We start from the raw sequence: 17,229 nt of genomic DNA on the forward strand, positions 1-17,229 counted from the left end.
CCCTGAAATTCGGTCATACATAGTTGGCGCGCGGGGCTCGAATTACCCTCATAGGGGGGTACCCCGGGGAGGACCCAAAGCCCATAGGAAGGGCCTATCGACGGGTGCGCCGGGCCTCAGCGACTGCCTTTTCGGCCTCGGCGCGCAGCCTCGCCTCAGCTTCACGCTGTGCGATCTGATGGAAGTCGAACGTCTTGCGATAGGTGGGCTTTGACACGAAGGCCAGGATCATGGCCAGCCCGTCCTTGCCCTTGGCAGTGCGCTCGGCAATGCCGATGGGCTGGCGGTCAGGGCCATGCATCACGAAGTAGTGCCGGTAGTTGCCCTTCTTCACACTGCGCGCGCTATCGGTGGCGTTGGCGTCATACCCCTGCTGGGTGTACCCGCCGATACCTGACAGCGCCTTGGTGACCTGGCCTCGGTTCATGTTGCCGTACTTATCCAGCTTCGCCCCTGCACCGGGCACAACGTACTTGCCCTCAGGCAAGATGCCGCGCTCTCGTAGCTGCCGCTCTACCCGCTTCGTCCGGCGGTCACCGCCGTAGATCTCAGGGGTAAGCCAGCGCGTGGCGGGCTCGGCCTTCACCGATTCGTCCTTCATCCATACCCGAGCCACCAGCTTCTCCTTGGTGGCAGGGAACACGCGAAGACTGTTCAGGGTGTAGGGCGTCGGGCGGTCGAACACAGTGCGCATCGAGGTGACCAACACCTTCTCCACAGCCTGCGCAGTGCGAGTTAGGGCGAGCGCTGCCGCGAACGGGATCTGGTCCTGCTCCAGGCTGGACAGTTCGTCATCGAAGTCATGCAGAAGCCCAGGGCTGATAATGATCACCTCAACCCTCCCGGCGCGGCAGCTTCCAATCGGCGAATCGGTCAGCGATGTCGGCCAGCTTCTTAACTCCCAGGAAGCCAGTGAACACCCCAGCGGCTGTGGCCATGTTCGATGGCAATCCGGCCCACTCCAGCACTGGGATCAGCCCGAGGGTGATCAGCGTGCAGAGCGCCGCTTCGAGCAGCGCCTGGCGCCGAGTGCCACCACCGTAGATAACCCGAATCAGTGCAACCAGGAATGACAGAGCGCCGGCATACAGCACGGGCGAGTGTTGGCTCAGCCAAGCAAGCACAAGCGCCCACGTCTCCGGTTTGTCGGGCATGTTGGTCATCTCTTTATCCCCACTTCGGGGTAGTCGCAGAAAAACCCGATTGGCACGGGTAAGAGGCAGGAGGAACTGCATATACGATTCGCCGCCGGAACAAAGGGGGCCAGGCAAAGCCTGGCCCAACTACTCAGTTCCAGACGGTTACGGCGTTAGGAATCAACCACCCAAGGCCAACATAAAACGGGCTGCCGACCTTACCAGGTGCCCAATACGTGGACTGGTGTCCGAAACGGGCCCAAATCACATCTTGCTTGACGATCAGGAGATGGCCGTCGGGTTGGAATGCCATATAGGCATTCTGGTTACCAGCGGTGCCGGTGTTCCAAAGCGGCTGATTGTTGGCATCGTAGACGACAAAGTTTCCGTCGTACTGCATCTGTGCCTTAACGCCCCCCTTTCCATTAATCTCTGCGTTATAGATCGGGGTGTTGCCATTATAGACAACAAAGTTACCATCAGTCTGGAATGCCAGCTTGTAGTTACCATTGGTATAAATCGTACCAAGAGGCATTACAGTGCCAGGAGGAATAATCACGGACTGAGTGGCACCAGCTGCCGCCGCGCCATACGCATTAGACCTCCAACGAATGTTCGTCAAATAAGCAACGAAGTTACCGTCATCTTGAAGCACGTAGGAAGTGTAATTATCTGCACCAGGTGGAAGATTGCTATCTACTTTGGATTGCCATTTAAAGCAACCTGCCCGATCATCAATTGTCAAGGCAGCGGCAGCTTTCATGACCCAGCCGTTGAATTTACAACCATCACCAGCCATCTTCCCCTCAATCCCGGTTGAGCTATCGGCCCGCCAAACCAGGCCTCCGGCGTTGTCCGTAATCGCTAGATCGCCGTTAGTTTTGAGGTCCAGGTGATATGCACCATTAGGAGAGTCAGCCAAACGACCAACACCGTTATTTCCTTTCGGAACAATATTACCGGCATTCGCAGCACTCACACCAGCGAGAACAAGCAACGCAGTCAATACGGATTTACGAATCATTTGAACACCTCTGATTTAGGAATAACTTATTTTTGGTGCTCAGAGGCACGCTGATTGAGGCTCGTGGCCCTCAGGTGGTTAACTGCTCCACAACGGGAGCACTTTATTTGAAGTTCGAAAACTCCATCGATGCGGGCCAGAAGTTTATTGCATTCACCACATCGTAGATCTTGCAGCATCTCTTCCGCATCCATTAGCTAATCAGTGCAGCTATTTTCCTATATAGCCTCACCACTAACAATGCAAAAACTTCAATGCACCAGGAATGAACTGCAATATGGCGGAACGGCACGAGCATCGAATACAGAGAAACAAAAAGCCCGGCTCAAATGGCCGGGCTGGATATAGTGCGAGGGTTCGCCGAAGCGGCAAAACCGCAATGTGACACAAACTTTATATGCCCTGATTATCACTGTCAATACGTCCAGCCTGTATATCCACTCAGGCCGCCTTGCGCTCCTCCATCAAGAAGCACGCTGTGATCGCCGACAGCCCAGCGCGAACCAGCATCCGAGCGTCCGCATAGCTGCGGTCCATGCGGTCGCCTACCTCGCGATAGGTGAGGCCGTGGACAAAGTAATAGGTCATGCTCTCCACGACCTCCGGATCATCCGTGACCAGGCTGGCCAGGTACCGATCCACCTGCAGGGCTCGGTCATCGCTGATCAGCAGTTCGGGCGACTTGAACCGCTTCTCGTTCGCCGGGTTGCGCAGCATGATCGCCAGCAGCGGTGACGCACAGCGCGGCACGCCGTTGTCTCGCCATACCCAGAGGCCGTACTGCTCCATCAGGAACTCGGTCGCTTTGATCTTCATGCTGCTCCCCTTTTCAGCTCGCGCACCTTGGCGCGGAAGTGGGCCTTCAGGGCCTTGATCTGTTCAACGCTAAGCTTCAGCGGTTCGTGCTTGCCTTCCAGGCGTGCCACTCGATCCGCGCCGATGCGCTGGATGAGGCGGATGCGGTACTCCAGGACGTTGCCGGACAGCTGCGTGTTGCAGGGCGAGCACTGCTTGTGGACGTTGTCCTCGTCGAAGCGCAGCTCCGGGCACGCGCCAACCGATCGGTAGTGGCCGGCGTCGTACTTGCCCTGATGGTGGCGGTCACAGGAGATGCAGGGCTTGTCTGCGTCGCGCAGGCGGATGTACTCGTTGAAGGCCTGCTGCGCCTCCTTCAGGTGATCTGCCCTGCTCTTCAGCTTCTCCTTACGCTCCTTGATCTCGCGCCGCTCCCGGCGCTGGAACGCCACCCGATCTTTCTCGCGCTGCGCGGCCACCAACTTCAAACCACAAAGCGGGCTGCATACGGCCTGCAACTGGCGGTCTGGACTGAAGGGCGCTCGGCATTGCTTGCACTTCTTCGCCTTCGGCTTCTTCTGTAGGGGCTGTCGCACCGGTCAGTCCCCCCGATAGTGCGAGCCGCCTGGGCCCTTCTTGTTGTTCCATTCGCTATCGCTGTTGCCGGCGATGACCGAGATGCGGATGCGCTCGGCTAGGTCGTTCTCTACCTTGTTCACCTTCGCCCCCAAGGATCGCGCCAGCTCCTCCACCGTCGCGTCATGCCCCTTCGCCGCCACCCAACCAATCCCCTTACAGTCCTCGCACGGGAGTTGGTAGAAGATGCCCTCGACCACTCCCTTCGACATGCAGGAGCGGCAGCGCTGGACCGGCACAAGCTCCTTCTTGAAGTCAGGCCCGCTCTTATTCGACATGCGCCCTCCGCTTGATCTCGTCGTCCAGGAGGCTGAGTTCAGCGCGAATATCTCGGCCCTTCGCTTCCAAATCGCGGAGCCTGGTCCAGTCGGTCTTCGCTACTTTCCGAGCACGGATCTTCGAGCCGCCGCGAGTGCGCTTGGTCGAGACACCTACCGCGAAGCGCTGACACTCACCATTGAGCTTGGCGCGTGCAGCACCGTCGGCTCTCGCGGCTTGGAGCTGCTCAGAGGTCATGCAGACGATCTGCTCAGGCGTCAGCACGGGCCACCTCGCTTTCTTCCATGTCGGCCTTGATGATCGCCACCACCTCGTCGCGGGTGGCCAGGTAGAAAGAGGGCTCACGTCCGCCAGGGCGTGTCACCGTGTAACGGGTCTCCGGCAGCCGGCATACAGCGACGGTGTAGCCGGCATCTGTCATCCAGCAGTCAGGAACCTGACTACCGTCGGCGTTACGCTTGGCGCGCCACTTCAAGGGTTTGTTGACCACGGTCACTGCACACCTCCGGTTGTACCTTGCTGCCCTGCCTTGGCCGCCCGCTGTTGCTGGAACATGAGAGTGGCCTGCTGCCTGGAGTACTCCGCCTGAGCCTCTTCGAACGACGGCTTGTTTGCTTTTGGCGGCGGCGGCGGTGGCTGAGTGGCCCACTGGGTCCGGTACGACTCTGCCTTGGCCAACAACGAGCCCAGGTCATGGCAGTTCCGTGTCAGGTAGGCGTCGCTGATGGTGACGAAGAACGCGGCCACCGCCGGAGCCTCAGCGGCACCCAAGCGCTTCAGCAATTCGCGGACCTGGGCGTTGACCTTGGAGTTGCGAACTGGGTCGGTGCTGTAGCGATTCCGATACGCCGCGGCGTATGCCGCCCAGATGGCCCGGCAGCCCTCCTGACGAATCAATTCTTCGTCGGGCTGGCCGGAACCGGCCGGCGAAAGGTTCTTTGTTGGTTCTACTGAAGGTTCTATTACGGTTCTGGGTGCAGCATCTGCGGGGGTGGGGTGCAGCTCCTGCGGGGGTTGGGGTGCAGCAGGTGCGGGGGTGGGTGCTGCTCCTGCGGGGGTGCATTTCTTTCGGGGGTGAACCTGCTGCGGGGGTGCAAATGCTGCGGGGGTCACTGTGAACATCGTCGACCGCCCCTGGCGCGCCTCAATGGTCAGCGCCTTCCGCTCTTTCAGGACCTTGATTGCCTGCTGCACTGCGCGCTCGGACAGGCAGGTGCGCTCGGCAATCTTCGCCACCGAAGGCCAGCACACGCCCTCGTCATTCGCGTTGTCCGCCAGACTGATCAGCACTGCCTTCTGAGCGGGTGTCAGCCCCTGTAGCGGCCAACAGGCCGACATGATGATGGTGCTCATTGGCAGAGCTCCCAGGACGGCGCGCCACAATTCGCCATCGTGGGATTTCGTGGCGCGCTGTTGTTGAATCTGGTCTTCATGGGTATGCGTCCCGCACTCCCCCCGCAATCTCCGTAGCGTGTAATCATCGAACGCCGACCTTCGCGCGGGCGGTCTCGATCACGACGTCGATCTTGTTCTTTGCCTCCTCCCCTTCCCGCTCGATCCGCTTGAACTCCATCCGGGTGACCTTGCCGTCGGCCAGCGCCTCGATGGCAGCTTTCGTCACGTCCGCCGCTTCACTAGCCATCGCCAGCGTGGCGTTCGCCAGGCAGTCGGCCGGCTGAACATCGCGGCGAACCAGGTGGAAACCAAAGTTGTGCGCCAGCTCCTGGAGTGGGCGGAGGTCGCCGGTGTGCAGCAGGATCTGGTAGAGGTGGTTGATGGTCAGCTTGTGCGAGTCGTTGTCCGGGTTTGCGCGCTGCAGCAGGCTCACATGGGGCAAGCCCATCTTGGCTGCCAGCTCCTTGGCCCCGGCGTCTTCTACTGCGTCGTGGCACGCCCTCAGGAACTCTTGCATTCGTAAATCCTCTGGATTCTTTCCGTGGAGCCCGGACAGGGCTGCTGGCAATCTGTAGTTACGGGTCAGGCGGCGCTCTTTGGCGCGCTAGCCCGGAGGACACCCTTCGTGATCAGCTCAAGCTGGTACTGGCGCAGCTCCGGGACTTCTTCCCACTGGCGGACTGCCTCGTAGGAAACCTTCAAGGCTTTGGCCAACTTCGATATCGATCCGAAGTGCTGGATGGCTTGCTTTTTGGTCATGCAGACCTCCTTTGCTGTGCGCAAATTCAAGCATGCTTGTACATATAAGGCAAGCATGCTTGGCAGGCGCTCTTGTAGATTGCAGCCAATGAAAACCACTGAACGCATCACCAAGCTCGTGCTCGCAAGGAAGCCCGCCATCGGGGTCCGAGGCGTGAAAAGGGACATAGCTACCACTTGTGGGATCAGCTACGAGGCAGTGCGCCAGTGGTTTGCAGGAGACACGGAGAACATCAGGAACGAAAACCTGGTGGCTCTCGCTGAGGGGTACGACACAACTGTCGACTGGCTTCTATCGGGAAAGGGCGAACCACCGCGGAGGAAATCAGCCCCATCGCCGGAGCCAACGCCCTCCAAGACACCCAGCAGTTCAGCCGACATTGTGCGACGCATGCTTGAGAAGCACGGCAGGGGCCTGAGCGACGACGCTAGACGAAGCATCGTCGATGCTGTCGAAGCAGAGACTCCAGCGCAGGACGCCAGCAATGTGATCGTCGCCGACTTCTCCCGGCCTGGCCCGGCGGGCGACGAGATCAGCATCGCGCACTACGACATCCGCGGCGCCATGGGTAACGGCCAGGTGCCGGCCGACTACCCCGAGATGCTGCGCGACGTGAAGGTCAGTCAGGAGCAGCTGCGCAAGCTCGGCGTCACCTACGACGACCCGAACCACCTGAAGATGGTATATGGCTGGGGCCACTCGATGGCGCCAACCATCAAGCACGCCGATCCGATGATCGTGAACATCAACATCCGTGAGTTTGACGGTGACGGGATCTTCATATTCACCTGGCAGGGCCACCTCTATATCAAGCGCCTGCAGGTCCAGGATGCCGAGCACTTCGAAATGATCTCGGACAACAAGCAGCACAAGGATAGGGTCATCCGGATGGAAGAGACCTACATCCATGCGCGGGTGCTATTGGTCTGGAACGCACACCTGGTGTAAGCAAATCGCCAGATGCCTCAGGACGAGGCAATGGAGTCCGCAATGAGTCTGCCCGAAATTCTCGGTGACCTCTGTTCCGCGCTCTTCAACTGGCCATCTCCAGACCGCAGGTCAAATCGGGTGTTTAGCCCTGGGTTCATAGCCTGCTGCATCATCGTTGCGGTGATTGAACTCGCATTGCTGCACGGTATTTTTGGTGGGGGCACGCATGGATGAGAAGTGCATCCATGCTCACGTGCTTCCAGTCTGGAATGCACGCCTAGTTTATCCCACCTGAATGGCCCTCACGCTAGAGGTCGAGTGCTTGGCGAATACGCCTCAGCAAAACTCTCGCGATGATTGGCGACACACTATTTCCGATCATTCGGAAGCTATGCCAGGTAGTGGCATGAAATTCGAACGAATCGGGGAAGCCTTGAAGTCGCGCCCCCTCGCGGGGCGTGATGACTCGATTTTCATCTGGATGCAAGGGTCTCACTGATTGGTAAGACCCACGATCACTTCCGGTGCCAGCGCGAAGCGTGGGGCAAAGTCCATTCCACTCCAAACGCTTATGTTTACCAACCAAGTCAACGCCACCTTGGGGCACTGCTGCGTATCGACGGACTGTTTCCGGTTTATGGGCAGTACGCTGATGGCCAGAAAACCGCCCTGAATCGCTCCGCATGCTTTTTGCGTACGCGGAAAGGTTTGCTCTTCGGCTATACACCCATTTGTCCTGATGTTTCTTGCACGGTGTCGCATCCAGCAGATCAAAAATTGCGTCGCGTACAGTTACTCGCTCTGCCTCGGGCTGAACCAACCAATCTAGCTCGGGAGTTTCGACCTCGTCTCGGTTAAACCCGAAAACAAAAACGCGCTTCCGTTTCGTCGCAGCTCCAAACAGCGATGCATCGAGAACCACCGGACCAAGCACATCCCAGTTCGCCCCCAGCCTCGCTAGCGCTTGCTCTAGTACCGGCTTGTTTTCCGGAAACGCCAACCCTGGCACGTTCTCCATCAGGAAGAACTTTGGCTGCACTTCGTCGACGATGCGGAAGAACTCGCCAACAAGGGAGCGGCGGGGGTCGTCAGGAAGGCGCTTACCGATACCGCTAAAAGCTTGGCATGGAGGCCCCCCAACGATGCCATCTACGCCATCAGGGATGCTTCGGCGCAGGTCTTCAGCCGACAGAGTCGCGACATCGGCTTGAAGAAATGGCGTCGATGGGAAATTGACAGGAAATGAGCTCGATAGAATCGGGTCGATGTCTACGGCCAAGCTTGTGGTGTAGCCCGCGTTTTTGGAGCCGAGCGCAAGACCGCCGCAGCCGGAGAAGAGATCAAGTAGGGTAGGCATATCACTGAATCCACTGACGTTGCGCTAGTCTACGCTACGCAGGCAAATTTGTCGATCGGAGAGGCTAGCGAAAAGCCATCAACACGGTCATCATCTGACTGAAGCTAGGAGGACCAGATGTCGGAAACGGATGCCCAATCGCGCAAGGAAATTAATGCTGAGCCCACAAAAACCTTCTTTGTGGACATGCTTACCCGTGATATTCCCCTTGAACAGGCAGTGCTTGACTTGGTTGATAATTGTGTCGACGGAGCAAAGCGAATTGCTGCTAGCAGAACTGTTGACCCGAACCATCCTTATGATGGATGTAGGGTTCAAGTGGATATTAGCTCTGATCGATTCAGCATTTCCGACAACTGTGGCGGTTTCGATGTGCTTACCGCGCGGGAATATGCGTTTCGCTTTGGCCGGCCTGCGGGTGCAGCACGAACGAGCCACTCCATCGGCCAATTCGGCGTCGGTATGAAGCGAGCCCTTTTTAAGTTCGGGCGTCACTTCACAGTAGAATCAGCAACTACTACGGAGGCGTGGGCGGTCGATGTTGATGTGGACGAGTGGGAACACGCTGAGGGATGGAGTTTCCCATGGGCCGAGCCACAATCGACAAAAGTTTCCAGGGACAATCCGGGAACGGAGATTACTGTCACGAACCTTCGTCGTGAGGTCTCTGCAAAGTTCTCCACCACCCATTTCATTAACTCCATCACAGGCTTGATAAAATCCAAGCATCGGCAATTCATTGCTGATGGACTAGAAATTAAAGTTAATGGCTCCCGGGTAGACGCAACCAACATTTATCTTTTAGTCGGAGAGGGCTTCACACCCGGAACGGACATATTAGAGTTCACGGAAGAAGGACAATCCCCAGTAACTGCGAAAATTATCGTGGGCCTTGGAAAATCTTCACCGAAGGAAGCTGGTTGGAATGTCATATGTAACGGACGCGTAGTCCTAGAGGCTGACCGCAGAACCCATACAGCCGGCTGGGGGCTTTTCGAAGAAAACGCCCAGAAGATGATAATCCCAAGTTTCCACAACCAATTCGCAAGGTTTCGCGGAATAGTTTCCTTTGAATCAGACGACTCTTCGCGCGTCCCTTGGAACACCACCAAAACCGACGTTGACGCCGACAGTAATGTTTGGAGGGCGACATTCCAACGAATGCTTGAAATGATGCGCCCCGTAATCGATTTTTTGAATGAACTCGACGCGGACATCGACGAGAACACCAAAGAAAAAAGTCCGCTCTTGGAGTTTGTTACGAAAGCAGTTCCACAGGGGCCTGAAACGTTTCACGAGAAGCGAACCTTCACAGCCCCCAATCGCGAGTCCGTGGTTCGAGGCCCCAAAATGGTTAAGATCCAGTTCTCGAGAACGCTTGAAAATGTCGAGTTCCTTCAAGATGCGTTAGGAGTAACCTCCGCAAAAGCGGTCGGGGAGACTTGCTTCGATATGATCCTAGCGAGGCAGCGCGACTAATGGCCGGCAGCTTCCGAAAAATAGACTACTCGCTGCGTCCAGCCAAATACGCCGAGCGTAAGATGCTAGTCAATATACTCCGACGGCTCACCCCTTTCCAAGCCGTTGAAGATTATTGCTATATTGGATTCGGCTCGGTGTGGTTTTCGGACTTTATCCTCTTCCACCGAATGCTCGGAATTAACAAAATGATTTCCATTGAGCAATCGGAAGGGGCACGGGTGCGCTTTGAAGAAAACCGACCATTCAACATAACAATTGAATTTGGAAGCTCTTCAACGGTACTCCCTCGACTCAACTGGTCGGACAGGGTGATTGCCTGGTTAGATTACGACGACCCACTAGAGCCAAGTATGCTTCAGGACGTGAGATCAATCTCAAGTCGAGCGCGATCCGGATCCATCCTTGTTGTATCAGTACAATGCGTCAAAGCTCCGTCTCTTATAGACTTCCAGAGGGATACGGACGCGGAAAAAATGTCCGCAATTGAACGATTCAAACAGATTTTTGGACGAGAACGCGTCCCAGATGATGCTAGAGATGACGATCTGGCTGGCTGGCCATATGGAACGCTGAGTAGAAAAATGCTGCTTAGCGAGGTTGAATCCGCATTGGCTGAGCGAAATTTAGCAAACAGATCTAGCTTACAGTTCCGCCCAATTTGTGACATCGAATATCAGGATGATGCTCGAATGTGCACTCTCGTTGGAGCTTTTGTGGATGCGGCCGATACTGCACACTTTAATGCCTGCACATTTGACCGACTCGACTTCATGCCACCAGACAATCGACCTATAAGAATCGAGATGCCTAAGCTAACAATTCGTGAGTTGCGAAGGATTGAGCAGCAACTACCTATGCCACCTGGCGGGACGCTAGATCTTGGGTCTATTCCACAATCTGATGCGGAGCGCTTCTCAAAAATGTATCGGTACCTCCCTAATTTCGCTGTGATGGAAATCTGAACCATCTACGATGGGCTCGAAGTACTCGCTCATGAGCTAAAACCGCTGCTCAATTTGCAAATGCCGCGCAACACATGGTGCGGCAATTTCTTTTATGTTAACGCCAAGATGTATTGCCAATTTGCGCAGCCAATGCGCTCTCGAAAGACGTCTCAAGCTTCTAGCCTAAAAAGGCATCGGGTGCTGCAACTACAGCACGGAGTTTCCTCATGGCAAAACGCCACCCGCAACCCTTCCAGTCCTGGGCTCTTGTGTGCTCATCACCTGCGTGGTGATGTACAACGCGCGGGTAGCGGCGATCGAGTACATGGCTGAGCGTCAGATCGAGCGCGCTCAGGCAGCGATGGCGAAGCTCCAGGAGCAGGCAGCTAACCAGCAACAGCAGCTCCGCCCTGCCCCTTTGCCGGCTAGTACGACGCACAGGTAATGAAGGCTGCAGCTGAGTCGCAGCGCCAGCATGACGCGGCATGGGAAAGGTTCTATCAAGCGCCCCGCGGCTGCGATAACTGGAAGACTGATCAGCAGATGGTGGAGTGCCAGAACCACAAGCTCAGAGCGAAGCGAGATTTTGAAGAGCAGTGGGCGGCGGGCAAGCTGCGCAGCGACGCTTGACCCGATCAGCTCTTGGCCTTGTAGATCTCTTCGAAGGCATGATCCGGTATCCAGGTTTCGTACTGCCCCTTGCGCCCCAGGCTCCTGATCACAACGTAGCCCATGAAGATACGGCCACTGCTCGGCGGCGGCTTCATGTTGTTCTGCTCAGCCAACTCTAGGTGCCTGCGACCGTATGCTCTGTTGGTCATAGGATGAGCCCTCACCAACCGCCCGTACTTCGCCGCGACCTCATCATCAAGTGCCTCAAACTCGGAGAAGCTTTCCTGTCCGATCAGATGATCTTCGAACTGCATGGGGTCCCTCCCGCATTTTTCGGTAGATTCCCCCAAGCACTCGCCAGATGCAATGGCCTAGAACGGGGCTGGCTGATCGTGCAGGTACTGCACCCTGAAGTCGGCCGGTAGCTCCTCCTCTTCTCCCTGGGCGCCCTCGCCCTCCTCCTCGCTCGGCTGCCACTCCAAGACAGCCGTCCCATCCTCGAGCCTGGTCACGGTCAGGCCGTCCGTCTCCGCCAACTCCTCCATCACCTGAGTCCACGCCTCGTCCGTGTCGCTGTCCAGGCGCCAGACCACCGCGCGCCGATCCGCCTGAGCCTTCGGGCTTCCCACCATCGAGGCCACCCGCAGGCGCAGGCGATCCAGCGCATGGAATCCGCTTTCCTCGGGTGCTGAGACTGCCTGCTTCGTCATTGCCATTGCTCCTTGCTATCACTGTATGGACATACAGTAAATCCAAATTAAGCAAGTTTGCTTGCATATTAAAAACAAGCATGCTTTTATAAATACAAGCCGGCTTGCACGGCACCGCTCTTTAACAACGCACCCAATGACGAATACAGCACCTGCCGCTACCGGCGACCGGCGCACCCATCCAGAGGCCAACTGAGGGGCTGAAGGGTGGAGCGCGGCGAAACGCCAAACCGTGTGAATGACCCGGCAAGCAGGTGTGAAGGTTGGCGCCGCCATAGTGGCGCCGGCGGAAAGCATCACTGAAGCGCCTTCCCCAGAGGGCGCTTTGGGATGACTACCAGGAGATGACCATGCAAGGAGCCAGCGCCCAGGCCTGGACACAGCCCTTCCCTCACGTCAGCCGGCTAGGCACTCCAGGCGCAAAGCGCTGGGCGACGGTCAGCAGCTACGCCAAGACCCTGCACGTGCTGAGCCGCTGGCAGCCAGGTAGCGGCCTCACCCCTGACACCGACAACTTCGAAAGCCTCGATGCCGCGCAGCGCGCCGGCGAGGAATGGACCAATGGTGCCCGCGCCGTTGCCACGGGTGGATAGCAGGAGGATGCAGCCATGTAACCGACAGCCCTGGTAGTTCGGCAACCAGCCGGGCGAGCCGCGAAACGCTCACCGACATAAGGCGGACGTGAGCACGGAAAGCCCAGGCCCTAACTGGGCTTTCCTCCTTCCCTTACCTGATCCCTTTCGAGAGCACTCCTCCGCGGCGCCCACCGGCGCATAGCCGCGCGCTGGAGTGCTGCCCAAAGGAAGCCACCACCCAGACGAGGTGATCGCCATGCAACAGCTGAACATTCGCCCGCAGCTGGCCCAGCTGCTGACCCTGTCCGCCGCCGCGCGCGCCGCCTTCGAAGAGCGTCGCACCATCGTGGTGGAGAAGCCGGCCTATCAGATCCGCCCGAGCGGGCGCGGCTTCTGGCACATCGTGGACACCGCCACCGACAAACCGGCTGGCTTCCGCCGCTCCTACGGTGAGGCCAAGGCCTACGCCGAGCGCCTGACCATCCGCAAGCGCGATGACATCGGGGCGGAAGGGTGATGGCCAGGTCTCAGAAGGAACGCAGCAAGGCCGCCGCAGAGAAGCGCCAGCGCCTGGACGAGACGGAGCTGCGCCACCAGGTGCGCCATGGTACTCGGGCGATGTTGGAAAACCTGATGCTCTGGCATGGCCTGTTCGAGCTGAGTGAAGCAGTGCAGTTGCTCATCCTGAACACACACGCTCTCGGCGAAGAGGCCTCCGCGAAGTTCTTCACCGACCGAAGCCCTGCCGGAGATGCGCGCGACGAATTGTTGCGCCACAGGCTGCGCCCTGGGCCGAGGCAGGATTTCGCCGAGCTGATGCGCTGGCATGGCATCGAGGAGCAGGCCGAGGCGATTCAGCTCCTGATCATGCATGCCCACGACCTGGGTCCGGATGGTTCCGCTCCGCTCCTCGCCATCCCGCGCCACGATTTCACCCCATCCGAATTCGTGGCGCGGGAACTCGAAAGGCTGGGCAGACAAGAAGCAGCCCGGATGGAGAAGCACGATGCTTAAGGCGACCTGACAATCCGACCCTCGTGGATCTCCGTCACGAAGACTTCAAGGGTGTCAGCGTCCAATTCCAACTGACTCGCCATTGCTCGTAATTCCCGCGCAAGGGCAGGCACCCTAGTGGCGTATGTCTTTAGCTGATCCGCTACGGCGGCATTGTTGAACGAGGTTGTCCTGAGTGCCCTTAGCATCTGCAACTCGACAGCGTTCAATCCATCACCTGTATGCGGCCGCCCTGTGTTCGCTCAGCCAGCGTCCGGAGCTTCTCTCCGTCGTCCTTCAACAGCGCGATCACGTCAGTGATGTTCGCGGCGTATCTGGCCGGCAACTCATGCCGGACCTGCTCCAGTACGACAGCGATTGACTCGCTATGGAATGCCAGCTCGGCGAGCGTCACCCGCAGTTGCTGGGTTGCGTAGTTAAGTGCCATGTCAGGTCCCTATGAGTGGTGGTGCTCACACCAGTGAGTCGCCATGTCGATGCCCTGACGTCGTGCATCGGCAAAGCAATTCCATGGCCCTGTAGCTGAACAAACGATTTGGCCAGAAACCCTCACCAGCACTTCGCGTGGCACCAGATCACCTGGGGCTCCCCACTCAAACTCGATGAGCGTCTTCGCCCCATTCGGATGGACGTAGCTGATCGGGCCTGGCCTATCCGTAATTAGGTGCATGTCAGCGCCCTCGGTTGCCTAAACCCCAAGTAACACCAATAGCCCATTCGATCCCGCATTTCCATTAAGCATCAAGCCATCCGCTGCACTCGCGGCGCGACGGCGCTCTACCTGGAGAAACCATGACACCCGCTCACCAGATACTGGTCGGCGACTGCCTGGAGCTGCTCCGGGCAATGCCTGATGAGTCCGCGCACACCTGCATTACCAGCCCACCCTACTTTGGCCTTCGCGACTACGGCATGGCCGGGCAGATCGGCCTCGAGCAAACGCCCGCCGAATTCGTGACCCGCCTGGTTGAGGTGTTCCGCGAAGTACGCCGGGTGCTCCGAGACGACGGCACCCTCTGGGTGAACATGGGCGACAGTTACGCCTCCATCGCCGGAGGTTACGCGCCGGAAGGCTCTGCCGGAAAACACGACGTGGTGTCGCGGGCGACTCGCGGGGCCGTCCGACGCGGACAACGTCGCAGCCCTCCCACTGGCCTGAAGCAAAAAGACCTGATCGGCATCCCCTGGCGGCTTGCCTTCGCGCTTCAGGACGACGGCTGGTATCTGCGCCAGGACATCATCTGGCACAAGCCAAACCCCATGCCGGAAAGCGTGCGTGACCGCTGCACCAAGGCGCACGAATACCTGTTCTTGCTCAGCAAGTCGCCGCGCTACTACTTCGACCGCGCAGCGATCGCCGAGCCTCTGGCACCAGCTTCTGCCGCCCGCCTGGCCCAGACCAACTGGGACCAGCAGCGCGGATCTGCCACGCCAGGCAAGGACAACGGCGCAATGAAGGCCGTGGGCGGCAGGCGGAGCAAGCGCTACAGCTTCGCCCGGGAAACCAAGAACACCCCCGGCACCCATGGGCAGAAGGCGCAGCACCGGCCGGATCGGCCCGACATCGATTACAGCGCCACTCGGAACAAGCGCAGCGTCTGGTCAGTGCCCACCGCGGGCTTCAAGGGGGCGCACTTCGCCACCTTTCCACTCGACCTGATCCGCCCTTGCGTGCTTGCTGGAGCTCCGCGGGGCGGCCTAATCCTTGATCCTTTCGGCGGCGCCGGCACCACCGGCCTCGTCGCCATGCAGGAAGGTCGCCGGTCGGTGCTCCTCGAACTGAACCCCGCGTATGCCGCCATCGCTGATACGCGCCTGTCCATTGCCTGGATCGAAGGCGCAGCCCAGCTCGACATCTTCAACGACACCAACGAGCCCGCAGCATGAACGATGTGGCGGTTCTGTTCGCGCGCCAGGACAGCAACTACAAGGCCATGGCCGGGACCGATGTGTTTGACATCGACCGAGACGCCCGTACCTTTGCCGGTGGCATGCCGGTGGTGGCTCACCCTCCGTGCAGGATGTGGGGCCGCCTTCGCCAGTTTGCGAAGGGACGCCCTGACGAGAAGGCGTTGGGCATCTGGGCAGTCGACCAGGTCAGAACATGGGGTGGCGTGCTGGAGCACCCAGCGGAGAGCACACTGTTCAACCACTGCCGGATGCCACACCCTGGCGAATTCCCTGACGAGTTCGGCGGTTGGACCCTTGAGATTGAGCAGTTCCACTGGGGCCACCGCGCCGAAAAGGCAACTTGGCTGTACATTGTCGGCTGTTCGCCTACCGAGATACCAGCCATTCCCCGGCGAACAGGAAAGCCAACGCACTGCGTCAGGCCGACGCGGAGCTACCCGAGGCTCCCTTCGATCACGAAGGCTGAGCGGGAGCACACGCCGCCGGCCCTAGCACGTTGGTTAGTTGAATTGGCTCGTCACTCCAATACAAGCCAAGAATTTCGGGAAGAGGCTTAAGCTTTCTTCAGCCTGCAATCTTTCTAATGCTCGAACATTCCAGACCAAGAGAAGTGGCAATCTCTCTAACCTCTAACACTTTGCCCCTAGGAAAATCATTAAAAATGACAATCAAGGTGGGCTTCCCATCCAAACCTGTCCGACGAAGTTGACGAACAAGATTTGCCCCCACTCTTTTAAAAACCAACTCCGAAAACTTTCTAAGCAACTCCACAGAGATATCTCCGCGAAGCACTACTCTTAACCCGGAACTTTCCGGACTATCCAAATCCGAATACCCGGGAGGGTTATTTCTTACAGAAATCAGTTGCCCAAGAGAAGACTCGATTGCATCGAGCCGTCCAATTAGTATCTCCTGAGCATCTTTTTCAGTCAGAGCATCAAGTAGCATGACATTCTTCTGCGCTCGCGTGACGGGATTGTCGACCCGGCCACCGACACTCAGAACCGAATCAACCGCTGATGCAAGAGCTGGCAAAAGCTCTGCTGCCCCTTTCATGTCATTTCTATAGAATATCGTCCTCTCATCTGAGATATCAAAAGGAAGAGATGTGCCATGCTCAGCCAAGGTTACTATTGGCTTTCCGGTACAATGCCTGACCGCCAACTCATACATAACATTCGGATTAACTTCTGACAAATTCGCGATTACAAGATCCGAATTCAAAAGGTGATCAATCACCTGCTTTGTAATCGACCCTGTCAAAGAAATTTCATGAGCAACATGAACTACAAACCCAAGCTCCTCCAATACGGGCTTTATGACAGTGCCAATCAAGCCATCAGCAGCTCGTCGAGTAGGAGTTTCGTTCCCTCCAATTGGAGTAACCACAAAGCAATTTTTTATTTTAGCATCGACAGCCGAGCTTTCTTCACCCATGCCGTCTTCTTTTCTTTTAATCATTAGGCACCCATAATCCTTTAAATAAACCAGCTCCAAAAACTCGCCACATAGTGGGAAGGCTTTTAGTTGCATAAACCTACCCCACTTCATGCCATTGCGCCACTACAGGATCGGGGCGGTGACCGCTCGGCGCCCTGGGCTCGACGGGTAACGCATGGCGCCGGCAGAATACTGTTTATTTATCCAGTATCAGCCATGCAATTCATCC

General features: G+C 57.7%; 26 protein-coding genes. 9 read left to right on the top strand and 17 right to left on the bottom strand.

Going from position 1 to position 17,229, the window contains the following annotated elements; genetic code table 11:
- Positions 1-94: 94 nt before the first annotated feature.
- From JVX91_RS00605 to JVX91_RS00660, 12 genes are all read right to left on the bottom strand, one after another.
- Positions 95-832 (bottom strand): hypothetical protein, encoded by a 738-nt coding sequence (locus JVX91_RS00605; RefSeq protein ID WP_205337540.1) that lies wholly within the window; start codon positions 830-832, stop codon positions 95-97.
- A gap of 1 nt (position 833) precedes the next feature.
- Positions 834-1,163: a phage holin, lambda family gene (locus JVX91_RS00610; RefSeq protein ID WP_205337541.1), complete on the bottom strand. Its 330-nt coding sequence runs from the start codon at positions 1,161-1,163 to the stop codon at positions 834-836.
- Between the two features lie 124 nt (positions 1,164-1,287).
- Positions 1,288-2,160: a hypothetical protein gene (locus JVX91_RS00615; protein WP_205337542.1), complete on the bottom strand. Its 873-nt coding sequence runs from the start codon at positions 2,158-2,160 to the stop codon at positions 1,288-1,290.
- Positions 2,161-2,186: 26 nt separating this feature from the next.
- Positions 2,187-2,339, bottom strand: coding sequence for a Com family DNA-binding transcriptional regulator (locus tag JVX91_RS00620; protein ID WP_205339902.1), 153 nt, complete (start codon positions 2,337-2,339; stop codon positions 2,187-2,189).
- A gap of 262 nt (positions 2,340-2,601) precedes the next feature.
- On the bottom strand, positions 2,602-2,976 hold the full coding sequence (locus JVX91_RS00625; RefSeq protein ID WP_205337543.1) for an antiterminator Q family protein: 375 nt from the start codon (positions 2,974-2,976) through the stop codon (positions 2,602-2,604).
- Positions 2,973-3,551, bottom strand: coding sequence for a recombination protein NinG (locus JVX91_RS00630; RefSeq protein ID WP_205337544.1), 579 nt, complete (start codon positions 3,549-3,551; stop codon positions 2,973-2,975). The genes JVX91_RS00625 and JVX91_RS00630 overlap by 4 nt, the downstream gene beginning before the upstream one ends.
- Before the next feature lie 3 nt (positions 3,552-3,554).
- The gene (locus tag JVX91_RS00635) at positions 3,555-3,869 is read right to left on the bottom strand and encodes a hypothetical protein (RefSeq protein ID WP_205337545.1); all 315 of its coding nucleotides are present in this window, start codon (positions 3,867-3,869) and stop codon (positions 3,555-3,557) included.
- The gene (locus JVX91_RS00640; protein ID WP_205337546.1) at positions 3,859-4,134 is read right to left on the bottom strand and encodes a hypothetical protein; all 276 of its coding nucleotides are present in this window, start codon (positions 4,132-4,134) and stop codon (positions 3,859-3,861) included. Before JVX91_RS00640 ends, JVX91_RS00635 begins: the two co-directional genes overlap by 11 nt.
- The gene (locus JVX91_RS00645) at positions 4,121-4,366 is read right to left on the bottom strand and encodes a hypothetical protein (RefSeq protein WP_240201684.1); all 246 of its coding nucleotides are present in this window, start codon (positions 4,364-4,366) and stop codon (positions 4,121-4,123) included. The genes JVX91_RS00640 and JVX91_RS00645 overlap by 14 nt, the downstream gene beginning before the upstream one ends.
- Positions 4,363-5,223, bottom strand: a complete 861-nt coding sequence (locus tag JVX91_RS00650; RefSeq protein WP_205337547.1) for a helix-turn-helix domain-containing protein — start codon at positions 5,221-5,223, stop codon at positions 4,363-4,365. The genes JVX91_RS00645 and JVX91_RS00650 overlap by 4 nt, the downstream gene beginning before the upstream one ends.
- Before the next feature lie 124 nt (positions 5,224-5,347).
- Positions 5,348-5,782, bottom strand: a complete 435-nt coding sequence (locus JVX91_RS00655) for a phage regulatory CII family protein (protein ID WP_205337548.1) — start codon at positions 5,780-5,782, stop codon at positions 5,348-5,350.
- Positions 5,783-5,847: 65 nt separating this feature from the next.
- Positions 5,848-6,024, bottom strand: coding sequence for a Cro/CI family transcriptional regulator (locus tag JVX91_RS00660; RefSeq protein ID WP_205337549.1), 177 nt, complete (start codon positions 6,022-6,024; stop codon positions 5,848-5,850).
- A gap of 88 nt (positions 6,025-6,112) precedes the next feature.
- Between JVX91_RS00660 and JVX91_RS00665 the strand changes: the two genes are divergently transcribed.
- Together JVX91_RS00665 and JVX91_RS00670 are read left to right on the top strand one after the other, a co-directional pair.
- A complete protein-coding gene (locus JVX91_RS00665; protein ID WP_205337550.1) occupies positions 6,113-6,973 on the top strand; it encodes a S24 family peptidase in 861 nt (286 codons plus the stop codon).
- Positions 6,974-7,015: 42 nt separating this feature from the next.
- Positions 7,016-7,189: a hypothetical protein gene (locus JVX91_RS00670; RefSeq protein WP_205337551.1), complete on the top strand. Its 174-nt coding sequence runs from the start codon at positions 7,016-7,018 to the stop codon at positions 7,187-7,189.
- A gap of 73 nt (positions 7,190-7,262) precedes the next feature.
- Here JVX91_RS00670 and JVX91_RS00675 read toward each other — a convergent pair whose 3' ends face one another.
- Positions 7,263-8,312, bottom strand: coding sequence for a DNA cytosine methyltransferase (locus tag JVX91_RS00675; RefSeq protein ID WP_205337552.1), 1,050 nt, complete (start codon positions 8,310-8,312; stop codon positions 7,263-7,265).
- A 117-nt stretch (positions 8,313-8,429) separates the two neighbouring features.
- Between JVX91_RS00675 and JVX91_RS00680 the strand changes: the two genes are divergently transcribed.
- Positions 8,430-9,791, top strand: coding sequence for an ATP-binding protein (locus JVX91_RS00680; protein ID WP_205337553.1), 1,362 nt, complete (start codon positions 8,430-8,432; stop codon positions 9,789-9,791).
- Positions 9,791-10,756 (top strand): O-methyltransferase, encoded by a 966-nt coding sequence (locus tag JVX91_RS00685; protein ID WP_205337554.1) that lies wholly within the window; start codon positions 9,791-9,793, stop codon positions 10,754-10,756. Before JVX91_RS00680 ends, JVX91_RS00685 begins: the two co-directional genes overlap by 1 nt.
- A 617-nt stretch (positions 10,757-11,373) precedes the next feature.
- Here the strand turns inward: JVX91_RS00685 and JVX91_RS00690 are convergent.
- Together JVX91_RS00690 and JVX91_RS00695 are read right to left on the bottom strand one after the other, a co-directional pair.
- Positions 11,374-11,664: a hypothetical protein gene (locus tag JVX91_RS00690; protein WP_205337555.1), complete on the bottom strand. Its 291-nt coding sequence runs from the start codon at positions 11,662-11,664 to the stop codon at positions 11,374-11,376.
- A 57-nt stretch (positions 11,665-11,721) separates the two neighbouring features.
- A complete protein-coding gene (locus tag JVX91_RS00695) occupies positions 11,722-12,060 on the bottom strand; it encodes a DUF1654 domain-containing protein (protein WP_205337556.1) in 339 nt (112 codons plus the stop codon).
- 350 nt (positions 12,061-12,410) lie between these two features.
- On the opposite strand from JVX91_RS00695, the gene JVX91_RS00700 reads away from it, so the two are divergent.
- The 3 genes from JVX91_RS00700 to JVX91_RS00710 all read left to right on the top strand — a co-directional run bounded on the left by JVX91_RS00700 (position 12,411) and on the right by JVX91_RS00710 (position 13,649).
- A complete protein-coding gene (locus tag JVX91_RS00700) occupies positions 12,411-12,653 on the top strand; it encodes a hypothetical protein (protein ID WP_205337557.1) in 243 nt (80 codons plus the stop codon).
- Positions 12,654-12,891: 238 nt separating this feature from the next.
- Positions 12,892-13,152 carry a hypothetical protein gene (locus JVX91_RS00705; protein ID WP_205337558.1) on the top strand — a complete coding sequence of 87 codons (261 nt, stop codon included), beginning with the start codon at positions 12,892-12,894 and terminating at the stop codon, positions 13,150-13,152.
- A complete protein-coding gene (locus JVX91_RS00710) occupies positions 13,152-13,649 on the top strand; it encodes a hypothetical protein (RefSeq protein WP_205337559.1) in 498 nt (165 codons plus the stop codon). Before JVX91_RS00705 ends, JVX91_RS00710 begins: the two co-directional genes overlap by 1 nt.
- A 205-nt stretch (positions 13,650-13,854) precedes the next feature.
- Here the strand turns inward: JVX91_RS00710 and JVX91_RS00715 are convergent, their stop codons facing one another.
- Positions 13,855-14,076, bottom strand: coding sequence for a hypothetical protein (locus JVX91_RS00715; protein ID WP_205337560.1), 222 nt, complete (start codon positions 14,074-14,076; stop codon positions 13,855-13,857).
- Between the two features lie 365 nt (positions 14,077-14,441).
- On the opposite strand from JVX91_RS00715, the gene JVX91_RS00720 reads away from it, so the two are divergent.
- On the top strand, positions 14,442-15,536 hold the full coding sequence (locus JVX91_RS00720) for a site-specific DNA-methyltransferase (protein WP_205337561.1): 1,095 nt from the start codon (positions 14,442-14,444) through the stop codon (positions 15,534-15,536).
- Complete coding sequence (locus JVX91_RS00725; protein WP_205337562.1) at positions 15,533-16,117, top strand: hypothetical protein; 585 nt, start codon at positions 15,533-15,535, stop codon at positions 16,115-16,117. Before JVX91_RS00720 ends, JVX91_RS00725 begins: the two co-directional genes overlap by 4 nt.
- Positions 16,118-16,124: 7 nt before the next feature.
- On the opposite strand, the gene JVX91_RS00730 is transcribed toward JVX91_RS00725, so the two are convergent.
- Positions 16,125-17,093 (bottom strand): hypothetical protein, encoded by a 969-nt coding sequence (locus tag JVX91_RS00730; protein ID WP_205337563.1) that lies wholly within the window; start codon positions 17,091-17,093, stop codon positions 16,125-16,127.
- Between the last annotated feature and the right edge of the window lie 136 nt (positions 17,094-17,229).

The sequence above is a fragment of the Pseudomonas sp. PDNC002 genome (genome assembly GCF_016919445.1).
GTDB lineage: Bacteria > Pseudomonadota > Gammaproteobacteria > Pseudomonadales > Pseudomonadaceae > Pseudomonas.